Annotated in this window: 3 protein-coding genes; all 3 read left to right on the plus strand. The window is 46.2% G+C overall.

Going from position 1 to position 13762, the window contains the following annotated elements; all coding sequences use genetic code 11:
* Positions 1 to 11 precede the first annotated feature (11 nt).
* Genes BN8908_RS17210 through BN8908_RS17220 form a run of 3 tightly spaced genes read left to right on the plus strand, consistent with a single transcriptional unit; the run spans position 12 to position 13726 of the window.
* Positions 12 to 4538, plus strand: a complete 4527-nt coding sequence (locus BN8908_RS17210) for a hypothetical protein (protein ID WP_021988510.1) — start codon at positions 12 to 14, stop codon at positions 4536 to 4538.
* Between the two features lie 3 nt (positions 4539 to 4541).
* Positions 4542 to 6614, plus strand: coding sequence for a fibronectin type III domain-containing protein (locus tag BN8908_RS17215; protein ID WP_021988509.1), 2073 nt, complete (start codon positions 4542 to 4544; stop codon positions 6612 to 6614).
* Positions 6611 to 13726 (plus strand): hypothetical protein, encoded by a 7116-nt coding sequence (locus tag BN8908_RS17220; protein WP_068691846.1) that lies wholly within the window; start codon positions 6611 to 6613, stop codon positions 13724 to 13726. Before BN8908_RS17215 ends, BN8908_RS17220 begins: the two co-directional genes overlap by 4 nt.
* The last annotated feature ends 36 nt before the right edge of the window (positions 13727 to 13762 follow it).

Consider the following 13762-nt stretch of genomic DNA (forward strand, 5'->3'; position numbering starts at 1 on the left):
ACCGACCGATTATGAAAAATAAAGGCAGTTTTTGCAGGTTCTTTTTTTTATGCTGTTTGATTCTTTATTGGAGTAGTACTCAGGTATATGCTGCAAAAGAAGATATGGACGGGATACGTAAGCAGGCTGTGGAGGTATTTGCCCGGCTCGATCAGATGGATAATTTTGTGGAAAGTCTTTCTCTGGCAGACATGAATGTGTTTCCGGTTGGAATGAAAAGAACGGTCAGTAATGTCAACTACGCTTTGGCTATCAGTAGTATCCAGTTTTTTCAGGAGTACGCAGAGCTGGCTATATGGGGAAGAGCAATTATTCCGCAAGGTGAAGAAGGCGATAAGATACTGTTTTTCGGTGCTCAGGGGATCAAATTATCGAACGAAGGGGATATTGTCGGGGATGCCCGGTTGGTATTGCTTGGGGATATTACCATCCCGATTAATAACGGAGCTGCTTCTCTGGTGCTGAAAGGCGGGTTTAATCTTTTGTCCGGTATAGGGGATCAACAAACTTATATGTCTATCGATTGCCAGGGGTTTAAAGAACTTGGCCTTACTGCAGATTTAATTCTTTCAGATAAATTAGTCCGTAAAGTAGATGAAAATGGTAATTGCAATGCATTGGATTCGAAAGTAATGGCTTCTTTTTCTACGATTGTTCAGGATTGGAATGATATGGTCGTATCTTTATCATTGCCCCGGTTCGAGATCATCGGTTTGAATGGGTTTATGTTTCAGGCCCGGGATGCAATCTTTGATTTTAGTGATACCCGGAATGCCGATAATATCAGTTATCCTTACGGGTATCAGGAACAATATATGATTCCCGGTAATGAAAATTTGTGGAAGGGGGTTTATATCAATGAATTGAGTATAACATTACCCCGGCAATTTACTTCCCGTCGGGATACAAGTAAAAGAGTGAGTTTTATTTCCCACCACATGCTTTTCGATAATAATGGGATATCGGGGATTTTTGAGGCACAGAACGTTTTGGCTTTTGATAACGGGACTGCAGGGGGATGGCCTTTTTCTGTGGAAAGATTTTCAATAGAATTGATCGCAAATCATTTGAATGGTGCCGGGTTTGGAGGACAGATCGGTTTACCTGTGGCTGAAAAGTCCCCTTTGAATTACGATGCTTATATTTCACCGGATAACGAATATATGCTTCGGATATCGAAGTCTGAAACGATGAAATTCAGTATATGGGCTGCTGAGGCGGAGTTGTTACCGAATTCGTATGTGGAGATGAAAGTAAAAGACGGACGTTTCCGTCCGGAGGCGATGTTGAGCGGTTCTCTCATGATAAAAGCAGGGATGCAGGGAGGAGAGGGGGATGTGACAGTGGCCGAGTTGAAAGGTATTAAATTTCAACAAATGCATTTGAAAACCGAATCCCCCTATTTTATGGTGCAATATCTGGGATATGACGGTGATTTTTCTGTAAAAGGATTTCCTTTATCGGTAGGCAGGATAGAATTAAAAACGGCTGGCTTAACAGCAGAATTAGGATTTGATGCAAAACTGGCTTTAGGAGCTTCTCCTTTTTCCATTGCCGGGGATACCCGCCTGGGAATTGTAGGTAAGATGAAACAGGACCGCGGTTTACAGAGTTGGGAATATGATCATCTGAATATATCGGCGATACAGGTTAATACCTCTTTTGCCGGAGTATTTGCCGTCAGGGGAAGCCTGACTCTGTTGAATAATGATCCGCTATATGGGGATGGATTTGCCGGAAATATGGATTTGGAGCTGACTTGCCTGGAAGGTGTCGGGATGAAGGCCCGGGCTATGTTTGGTAAAAAAGATTTCCGCTATTGGCTGGTGGACGGGAGTGTGATGTTCGGGAAGAGCGGCATTACGGTTTTTCCTCCTGCATTCAATTTGAGCGGGATCGGCGGCGGGGCTTATTATAAAATGGCACAACGGGGAATGGGGGAATCGGCATTGCCTACAGGCACGGTGTATGTTCCGGATGAAAAGCGTGGATTCGGGTTTAAAGCTGCCGTTATGTTTAATATCGGAAATCCGGATGTGGTCAGCGGGGAAGCCGACTTTGAAATAGCTTTTAACGATAAGGGAGGATTGGCTTATATCGGTTTTTTCGGACAAGTGAAAGTTCTGGGAAAAATCCCCGGTATGGATAATATTCAAAGTGCGGTAAAAAATAAATTGACAGCGCTGGCAGCGGTTGAAAACAATTATTTGGCATCACATCCGGGGATTAGTTCCGGCTTGAATAAATTACAGAAATATAAATTATATCAACCGGCCGATGCCGCATTGGATATATATTCGGATAAGGAGAGTTTGGGAAAAAGCGGGTTCCTGGCTGCCATGGGGATTCAATACGACTTTAATCAGAAATGTTTACATGCAACTTTTGATTTGTATGTCAATGTATTGGCCGGTTTGATAAAGGGGCGGGGGCAAAATAATAATGCCGGACATTCAGTGTTGCATATAGAAAAAGGAAATTGGTATTTTCATATGGGAACTCCTTCCAACCGGTTAGGTATAGAAATGAATTTGCTGAATCTGATAAAAATAAAATCGGGCGCTTATTTTATGACCGGTTCTCATTTGGAAGGTTCACCGCCACCGCCTCAGCAGGTGGCCGATATTTTGGGTGTCGAGTTGAGACAACTCGATTATATGCGGGATATGAATGCATTGGAGGCAGGCGGCGGTTTTGCTTTCGGCGCGGATGTCAGTGTGGCAACCGGGGATATTACTTTTCTGATTTTATATGCGAATTTCCAGGCGGGACTCGGTTTTGATATTATGTTGAAGGATTACGGACAGGCTGAGTGTAATGGGCGGCGTGGTCCGGTGGGAATCGATGGGTGGTATGCAAACGGACAGGCGTATGCTTACTTGCAGGGAGAAGCCGGTGTCAGTTTGAAGCTTTTGTTTATCAGGAAAAAAATACCCATCATTAAGGCCGGAGCAGCGACCTTATTTCAGGCTAAGCTGCCCAATCCGACCTGGTTCGTAGGGTATCTGGGGATGAAGATCGATATATTAGGCGGTTTGATCCGCGGAAATATGCGCCTTAAGATCAAATTGGGAGAAGAGTGTGAGCTTGTCTTGCCGGGAGGCAGTCCTATCGGTGTACCTATCATCAATGATATAAAGCCGGTTGCAGAAGAAACGGATGTGGATGTTTTTGCTGCTCCGCAGGTTGCCTTCAATATGCCGATGAATAAGTCTTTTTTAATGGAAGATAATAACGGTGAGATTAAAAATTACAGATTCATACTGGATAAATTTATCGTTTCCGAGGAAGGTAAGGAAATACCGGGTAAATTGGAATGGAATACGTCGCGTAATCTGGTGACCTTTTATTCGCATGATATATTACCTCCGCAGAAGTTGTTGAAGGTGAACGTCGAAGTCGGATTTGAAGAATACCGGAATAATCGTTGGGAGGTGGTGTACACAGGAGGGCAGAAGGCACGGGAAAAAATGGAAATCGGCTTTACGACGGGTACTGCACCTGATAATATACCGTTACAGAATATTGAATATTGTTATCCGGTGATAGATCAAAGGTATTATTTGTCCGGTGAAGGCACCCGGGGGTATGTTCAACTCAAGAGGGGACAACCTTATTTGTTCTCTGCTGATTTCAAACATGAAATTCACATTACTGATGAGAACGGACAGAGCATAAATACTTCTTTCCGTTACGATGCCGGCATAAACTGTCTGGTTTATCAGATGCCGGGACTTTCTAAGGCAAGTACTTATTCTCTCGGTATTGTTACCCTGCCGAAAAAAGGAACGGGGGGAACGGCTGATATCCGGGAGGAACGGTTGACGATCGGTGGTTCGGGTGATGATGATGTCACGATAAGAAGTGCAAAAGCGAATGCGGTGACCCAGACCGCGAACGGAAAAATAATCCTGGAATATGCCTTCGGGACAAGTCGTTACGCTACTTTACGGGAAAAAATTGCAGGTATAAACAAAAGGATGCATTCGTTTTATGCGGAGGCCGGTTATGTGTATCTGGAATATATTCTGAATGACAGTGAGCCTTTTGATGCCGTTGATCTTGTCGGTACGGCATATAGCGGCAACAAACCTTTGGTAAAACCCTGGGCTACACTCGACGATGCTTTTTATAAGCAATGGATTTACCCGTTGGTATATAAAAATTATCCACTGGCCGGTAGTATTCGCATCAGGTACAGAGATACGGAAAAATGGGGAGTTCCGCCTGCCGGAGCCATACCGGTGAATTCAGTTTATCTTACATTATTGGAAAGTGATCCCGCTCACCACCGCCTGCGTGAGTATTTCCCTTATACTTATAATCTTTTCCGTGCTTACAACAGGGATTATTATGATCTGCGGGATCAGTTGGTAAACAGGTATATAGGTAAACCGGAACTGTTGAAATACGCAGATTTTATCAATAACAATATACCGCCGTTTGAGTCCGGGAAATACCGGGTTAATTTCAGATTTATCCAGCCTGACGGACAGGCCGGAAGCAGCCGGTTGTTTGAATATGAATATACATTTTAAAAAATGAAAAATATAATTATCGGGTTATTATTGCTTATAGGAGCGGATATGTGTGCGGTGGCACAGGATTCGGCCAGTATCAGGGTACGCTATAGTGTACAGCAGGATGCCGTCTTATTGCGTTGGGGGGCCGATACGCCGTATGCCTGGAAAAAAACCAACCGGTCCGGTTTCCGTATCGAGAGATATACGGTAAGCAGGGGAAAGGAGGTGCTGGTTGTTCCGGAGAAAAAGGTATTGGTAGAAGTATTGAAAGCTTTGCCCTTGCAGGAATGGATTCCCTATGTTGAAAGGGACGATAATGCGGGGATTATAGCTCAGGCACTTTATGGGGAAGACTTTCAGTTGACCGGTGAGGATTCACAGGGATTTGCCCGTATGATTAATATGGCCCAGGAACTCGACCAGCGATTTACATTCTCGTTGTATGCCGCGGATCAGAACTTTGATATAGCTTGCCTGGCGGGGTGGGGATATAAAGATACTGATGTGAAAAAAGGTGAACGTTATCTGTACCGTATTGTTCCGGCAACCTATGAGGATAGTTGTCAAATCCGCCTGGGGTCGGCCTTTACCGGATTGGATGAATACCGGCCTCTCCCGCGTCCTCAGGAATTGGCAGCCGTGTGGAATAACAAATGTGTCATGCTGGCTTGGAATTATTCAAACCTGGCTGATGTATATAACTCTTATTATATTGAAAAGTCTGTCGACGGAAAAAAATTTACCAGAATTGAAGGCCGGCCGGTATCGAGTATAGATGAAAGACAAAAAGAAGGGGATCAGCGTTTGTTTTATGTAGACTCGCTTTCAGATAACCATACTACATTTTATTACCGGATCAGGGGAATTTCCACATTCGGAGAGCTTGGTCCGGTGTCCGATACTTTATCGGGAAAAGGGGTGAATATGCTGCCTTATGTCCCTGTTATCCGCAAATCCATAGTGAACGATAAGGGTGAATTGGAAATGGAATGGCAGTTTGAAAATGAGGGAGAAAGTTTTATAGAAGGATTTCAGTTGAGAATGTCGGACAAGGCCAATGGTATTTATCGAACGGTGGCGGATGATATTTCCCCGTCGCAGCGGTCATTAAAATACGATAAACTCAATTCCGGCAGTTATTTCGTGATCAAAGCTGTGGCACTGGAAGGAGAATCCCGTTCTTCCTATCCTGTATTAATTCAGCCCCTGGATACTGTTCCGCCTGCTGTCCCTTTAGGGTTGCAGGGGAAAATAGATAGCCTGGGAATAGTAAAGTTGTCCTGGAATCCAAATACTGAATCCGATTTATTGGGTTATTTGGTCTACCGGGCATTTACCGGAACGGAGGAAGCTGTTCCGGTCGTAAAATATCCGGTAACGGATACCTGCTATATAGATACCGTGGATAACTGGAACCTGAATCCTGTGGTTTATTATTATCTGGTTGCTGTTGATCAGCGTTATAACCAGTCTGATTTTTCGGAAAGACTGGATTTGGTTAAACCGGATTTTATACCTCCGGTATCTCCCGTTTTTTCAGATTATCATATCGGAACAGAAGGTGTCGAACTCAAATGGATTTGCAGTCCGTCGGAAGATGTAAGGGAACACCGGTTGTACCGTAAGGAAAAAGAAACGGGGGATACTGCCCGATGGGTGATTATACTGCCTGGAAACCAGACTGACAGGTATAGGGATACGTCGGTACAGCCCGGTAAAAAATATGCCTATACGATTTTTGCCGTCGATAAGAGCGGTTTGGTGTCCCTGCCGACGCCGGCCCTGAACCTGGTTGTCCCGGGAGCTCTGAAGAAAAAAGAAGGTATTACCCGTTTGGATGCCGTTGTTGACAAAAAAAATTTACTGATAAAACTGGTGTGGAAATCGGATTTGAAAGAAGTAAAGAATTATGAAATATACAAAAGCGAAGGGGATGCACCTTATACGCTATGGAAGGTTGTAGCCGGATGGCAGCGGGAATTGTTGGATGAGGATGTTGCAGTAAGTATGCAGTATCGTTATATGATACGTGCATTATTTGAAAACGGAGGAAATTCCCGGATTCGTGAAATAATAATTAAAGGATTATGAAAAAGTTCGTTTATTCCTGGATAAGTTTGGGAATATGGTTTATAATCGTATTTCAGGTAAATATCGGCAGGTTGTATGCCCAATCTTCGGATAGCCTTGCTGTCTGTCTGACGGATGAAATAATTACGGAGAATAGTCCCGATTTGAAAAATCCCGTAGAAGCGAATACGCAATCGGCAACACCTTTGGCTGCAAATAGCCTGAATTATGAGATTTGGTTTGATTTTGAAATATTGGCACCTAAGCCTATGTCCTATCATAAGGACAATAAATTTTCTTTATATGTACAATTTGAGGGTGAATCCATGTGGGTTTTTCAAGGTAATGTAAATTTGAATAGTACTTCAACGACGGTTCCCCGGAAGTTAAATTACAGACTTGTAACGAATGGAAAAAAGCTGATTAACTTTAAAACGGTATCCCGTAACAGATCTGCTGACGATAAGCGGGAAGGAACGTTGACAGTTAGTATGGATAACTGGGCATTATTCGGGGGCTGTTCGGAAACCGTTGCTCCCGACGATTTCCAAAAACAAACACCTGTTTTATTTGGGTATAACGCTAAATTGATTATAAAAAGAGTTCCTGTAAATCCGGTTTTGTCTTCTTATCCTGCTGATCATACTTTAACGAATGAAAATTATGTGCGTATAAAAACGGATTTTTCAGATGACTTTTTGTATCGGTGGGATTGGTATTATAGTTATCAATTGACTGAAAATAAATGGGACAGATTGGGAGCTAGCGTGGAGGTTGATGTCAATTATTATAGGGTAGGTGGAAACAGTACGTCTGATTTTCTTGATAATGTGAAACAGAAAAGAAAGATGACGGTCAGGGCAGGTAATCCCTGTCTTACCGGTAATGAAAAAGATAATTCCAAATATGCCGGTACGCTTGTTTTAGATTTGAAAATAGAGGCTCCGACAATAAGTGCTTATTCAATTCAGGTAACCCCACCGAAATGTGCCGGAGGAAAAGACGGTCAGGTAAAAATTCCTTTTTATCGGAAATTATTTCCCGATGAGGCGGAACAATTGACGTTGACTAATCTGGATGATCCTTTGGGATATAAGCCGTCTATTACTCTGAGGAATGAGGAAAATTTCGTGATTTTTACGGGATTGAGTGCCGGTCGGTACGAAGTGAAATATACCAACGGTTATATTCTGAATTCGACAATACCGAGTTATATTGGTGATGAATACAGACATAAAGCGCAGTTCACCGTTTCCGATCCTCCGAAATTATCATTATCCGGTTTAAATAAGACGGATGTTCATTGTAAAGGCGGAAGCGATGGAACGATAACTTTTACACCGACGGGTGGGACGGGAGATATCAGGGCGTGGTATACGACTGCGGCATCCTATCCTGTGACACGGGATGCTGTTTCTGTTGTTCCCGGGCTTGCTGCTGCCAATTATACCGTAGAATTGAGGGATGCCAATGATTGCCGGATGACGGATGCTGCCTGGAAGGTAAATATAGCACAACCGGCAACGGGCGTAAGTCTTCAGGAATTATCCAAAACCGATCCCCGGGGATACGGATTGACGGATGGAGCTATCGAGGTCATTGCCAGGGGAGGTACGGGCGGTTTTACTTATTCCTGGCAAAAAAACGGTCAGCCTGTGTCCGGAAGTGGCAGTAAACTGACCGGTTTAGGTGACGGCAGGTATAAAATTACAGTTAAAGATGCCAATTACAATAAAGTCAGTCCGGTTACGGCAGTAAATCTGGCCGGATGCCAGAGTACTGTAGATATAGAGCTTCGCCAACCCGATCTTTTGTCGGTTTCTATCGGTAAAACCGGAGATATCAGTTGTTACGGCCTTTTAGACGGAGTACTGAGGGCGACAGCCACGGGAGGAGTCGGGGGATACCGTTATGAATGGTATAAATCGGTCGGTGGTTCATGGGCTAAATTACGCTATACGACAGCTGAAGTGTCCGGTTTGGATGCGGGTGTTTACCGGGCCTTTGTTTTCGATAGAAATGATATTAAAGCAGTTTCTGCAAATTATACCCTGACACAACCCGATCCGGTCCGGATTGCTTTTAAAACGGCCGAACCGGCTTGTTATGGCGGTAGCGATGGGAGAATAGAGGCTGTCGTTACCGGAGGGAACGGGGGCTATACATACACATGGCCGGGTAATCCGGGCACAAGTTCCGTTATCTATGGAGAAGCACAGAACTATGTGGTAAAAGTCAAAGACCGTAAGGATTGCCGCGCAGAAAACAATGTTACAATCGGGCAGCCTGCTCGTCTGACTGCAACCGCCCAGGTGGTTTTGCCTGCGTCGGCTAATGCTTCGGACGGAAAAATTACGGTCTCTCCTTCAGGGGGGACACCGGGATATCATTACCGTTGGGATTACCGGAATGCTGTTTCCAATCCTTTGACGGGTATTCCTGCGGATAGTGTGCCTTACCGGGTGGTGGTAAAAGATGCCCATGATTGCCGGACAGAGTTGAATCCGCGTGTAATTTATCCTTTGGGAGTCAGGCTTGTCGTGAAAAAAGTGATTTCCTGCAAGGGAGATAGGGACGGTTTATTGGAAGCGATGCCGGAAGGCGGTGTCAGCCGGTATTACCGTTATCAGTGGTATCAGTGGTCAAACGGTGCTTTTTCTCTTATTTCGGGGAATGGGAAAGTATCACAGGGTGTTGGTAGCGGAAGATATCAGGTAAAGGTAACGGATTCTGAAAATAACACTGCTACGGCAGAAATTACGATTACAGAGCCCCCCTTATTACAGGCTACGGCTCAGATTACGTTACCCTCTTCTGCTGCCGGCTCGGATGGTCGCATTGCTGTTTCTCCTTCGGGAGGTACACCGGGCTATTATTACCGTTGGGATTACCGGAATGCCGTTTCCAACCCTTTGACGGGCATTCCTGCGGATAGTGTGCCTTACCGGGTGGTGGTAAAGGATGCCCATGATTGCCGGATAGAACTGGAACCGCGTGTAATTTATCCATTGGGAGTAAAGCTTGTTGTGAAAAAAGTGATTTCCTGTAAGGGAGATCGTGACGGCTTATTGGAAGCAATGCCGGAAGGCGGTGTCAGCCGCTACTACCGCTATCAGTGGTTTAAATCCGGGAACGGTGGTTTTCAGGAAATAGAAGGGAACGGAAAAATTTCAGCCCCGCTAGAGGCTGGAACCTATCGGGTTAAAGTTACCGATAGTGAAAATAATTCGGTAACGACGGATAGGGTGCTCACAGAACCTGATTTCTTAACGGCTGTATTTACGGTGGATATCCCTTCCGGCCCGACGGTTTCTGATGGAAAAATAACTGTTTTCCCGGCGGGCGGAACTCCCTATACGGACGGTTCATACCGGTATTTCTGGGATTACCGGAATTCCGTTTCCAATCCTTTGACAGACTTGCCTGCCGATAGTGTGCCTTACCGGGTGGTGGTGAAAGATGCTCATCAGTGTGAAATAGAACTCAATCCCCGGATATTGTATCCGCTTATGGTCGGCATTCGGGAAAAACAACCGGTGTCTTGTTACGGCCGGACAGACGGGCGTTTGGAAGCCCTGGCCGAAGGCGGTGTCAGCAGCATTTATTTTTATAAATGGTATAAAAGGGAAAATGACGGATTCCGGGAAATAGCCGGAGAAGAGTCTGTTTCAGAACCTTTGGGAGATGGGATTTATCGGGTGGAAGTTCGGGACTCCGAACATAATCAAGCCGTTTCGCAGGAATTTATATTCAGGCAACCCGACTCGCTCCGATTGAAATTCGGGCATCTTGATCCGTTGTGTAAAGACGACCGGAATGGCTGGATAAATGCTTTGGTTGAAGGTGGAACCGAACCTTATCATTACCTGTGGGAAGATAAGACGGATTTTGATGCTTTTAACCGCAGTAATCTGGCCTGTGGTTTTTATAAGGTAACAGTTACCGATTCACACGGCTGTCAGCTCACCGGACGGGACTCCCTGACAGAGCCGGATAGTCTTCTGGTCACCCACGAAGTCCGGTTTCCGTCTGTTTTTAGCGGGACGGACGGAACGATCCGCTTATTTCCGAAAGGCGGAACCGAACCGTACCGGTATGAATGGACATATAATCATTCAACGGATAATCCACTGGCGGGATTGGCTGCCAGTGATACGCCTTATGAAGTTACGGTAACCGATGCTCACGGTTGTACTGTGAGCGATACGCCCCGGATGTACAATCCGCTTATCGTGGAAATTCAGGTACGTGATTCGATCAGTTGTTACGGCCGTTTGGATGGTCGTCTGGCTGCGGTGTTTGCCGGAGGTGTGGGTGCCCCTCATGATTTCGAATGGTTTAAAAAAGACCGTGAAGGTCATTTCAGGAAAACCGGAGCAAACGATAGTATCTTATACGGGGTTGCGGATGGAGAATATCGGGTGAGTGTCCGGGATCGTAGCGATAGCCTGGCGGTATCGGATGTATTTGTTTTCCGTCATCCGGATTCTTTGCAATTACAATTCCGTCATCATTTCCCGCTTTGTAAGCATGATGCCAATGGGTGGACGGAGGCTTTGGCGGATGGAGGTACTACCCCTTACCGCTATTACTGGGAAGATATTGACCGGGAGGATGCTGCTTTGCGGGCCGGTCTTGAAGACGGCGTTTATAAAGCAGTGGTTACCGACCGGCGCGGATGTGTCGTTTCGGCAACCGATACCCTGACGGAGCCGGACAGCCTGATCGTGAGGCATAAGGTAGATTTTCCCTCCGTATATGGCGGTGACGATGGAATGGTAGCGGTCAGCCCGGAAGGTGGTACAAAGCCTTATCGTTATGCCTGGGATTACAATCATTCAGTCGCTAATCCGCTGACCGGTTTGTCGGCAATGGCAGATCCGCTTCATGTTGTCGTAACGGATGCTCATGGCTGTCAGGTTGTCGATTCTGTCCGGATGTATAATCCGATAACCATAGAATTGGAAGAGAGCGGAGTGATCATCTGTTCGGGGCAGACCAATGCAGAGCTGACTGCCCATGTGAAAGGCGGTGCCGGACGACCTTACCGTTTCGAATGGTATTTTGTAGAAGAAGATCTTTTGACAGGGTTTACAGAAACGGATTCCTTATTGAAATCCGTCGGTGTCGGTACTTACCGTGTGGCGGCATTCGATAGCGTGGGAAATCTGGGATGGTCGGCTGATTATACGATTTATTCGCCCGATTCCTTGCGTCTGGAATTTGAAATAGGTCATTTACCTTGTAAATACGATCGGAAAGGTTGGATTCAGGCCATCCCCTTAGGGGGTGAAGCGCCTTATCGCTTAGATTGGTTCGATGGCTCGGCGGATACCCGGATCGAGCACCTGGAAGAGGGGCGTTATGAAGTAAAACTAACAGATAAACGGGGATGTTTCGTTACTAAAAAAGTGAAAATTAATTCTCCGGATGAATTGCTGCTCAGTATGGATTACAGACAGCCGCTCGGATGGCAGCGGGATGACGGGATGATTTGGGTAACACCCGTCGGTGGTACACAACCCTATCGTTATGAATGGCACGGTTGGGAAAACGACCGGGATACATTGGAAGGTATTCCTGCCGGTAATTATACGGTAACGGTAACCGATAGCCACCAGTGTAATAAGAGTATTTCAGCTACCGTTACTGAGCCGTCTTTACTCGAAGTAACTGTTTCCTGTGTCCGGATTATTTCCTGTTACGGGGTGCCGGATGGTATATTGCGGGCTACCGCCTGTGGTGGTGTCGGTAACTACCGGTATGATTGGTATCGTTTGTCCGGGCGTCATGCTGATTTTATGGTTTCGGGTATAAATTGTGAGCAGCTTCCTGCCGGAGAGTATAAGGTGAAAGTGACGGACGGCAACGGGATTACAGCCTGGTCGGAGGTATACCGCCTCGTTCAGCCGGAACTTCTGCAGGCCGCCGTGACCGTTTCGGCCTTGCTTTGTAAAGGAGATACCGATGGGAAGGCCGGGGCCGTAGTGAATGGCGGGACTTTGCCGTATGAATATATCTGGACGAACGGGGCAAGGACGGGAGAGATCGATAGCCTTTCCGAAGGCCGTTATCTGGTGGCTGTCAAGGATGCCCACGGATGCCGTACCGAGGCAATGGGTACGGTTGTTTCTCCGGATGCTTTAGAGGTCAGCAGTAAAGTCACCGATCCTGTTTGTAACGGTGGTAAAGGGAGTGTCGTATTGCAAATATCGGGCGGAACGGGAAAATACAGAATCACCTGGGCCGATGGGAATAGCAGGATGAAGCGGGAGGATTTGCCGGCCGGCAGCTATCCGGTGGATGTGGCCGATGCCAACGGGTGTTTGTGGCAAGGTGTGTTTGAACTGTTTGAACCGGAACAGGTTAATGTCAGTTTAGGACCCGAGCGTACTTTATGCCGGGAACAGGAAGTGGAATTAAGGCCTTTGAATGTGGAACGTATTACGGGGTACAAGTGGCTGAAAGATAACGAGGTATTTAGTTTACAGCCTGTTATCCGGGTGACCGAAGCGGGTACGTATCGGTTGGAGGTCGTGACGAAAAAAGGCTGCCGGGGAAACGGAGAAGTTACAATCGGTAAAAGTGATGCCGAAATTGACGCCAATTTTGCGATGGCTTCGGAGATTGAGGCGGAAGATATCCTGAAAGTGGTCAATACGTGTCTGCCAATGCCGGAATATTGCGAATGGATTTTTCCGGAGACCGGAACAATAACAATTGTCAGTGATGACCGGGATATGGCCGAACTGATTTTTGACCGGCCCGGGGAATATACGATTGGACTCCGTTCTGTAGAGGGAAAGTGTGAAGAACTTCTTTATAAAAATGTGTCGGTCGTTACGGAAGGCTCAGGTCAGCCTGTTACCCGGGGGCCCGAACGTGTGATCCGTGATGTGTTGGTGTGGCCGAATCCCAGCAACGGGCATTTCCGGGTCCGGGTCAAGCTGAACCGGAAATCGGACGGTTTGTTGCGGCTTTATGCGCTGACCGGTGTCCTGCTCCGTGAATCGAAATGCCGGGGAGATGAAAGTTACGAGCTCAGTTTTAATGAATCTCTCCCGCCGGGAATCTATATCCTTCATCTCATCTTCGGTCCCGAACGGGAAGCTGTGAAAGTGGCTGTCGAATGAGTATACGGATTTGTTTAACCGTGTTTTACGCTGTGT

The organism is Culturomica massiliensis, assembly GCF_900091655.1.
Taxonomy (GTDB): domain Bacteria; phylum Bacteroidota; class Bacteroidia; order Bacteroidales; family Marinifilaceae; genus Culturomica; species Culturomica massiliensis.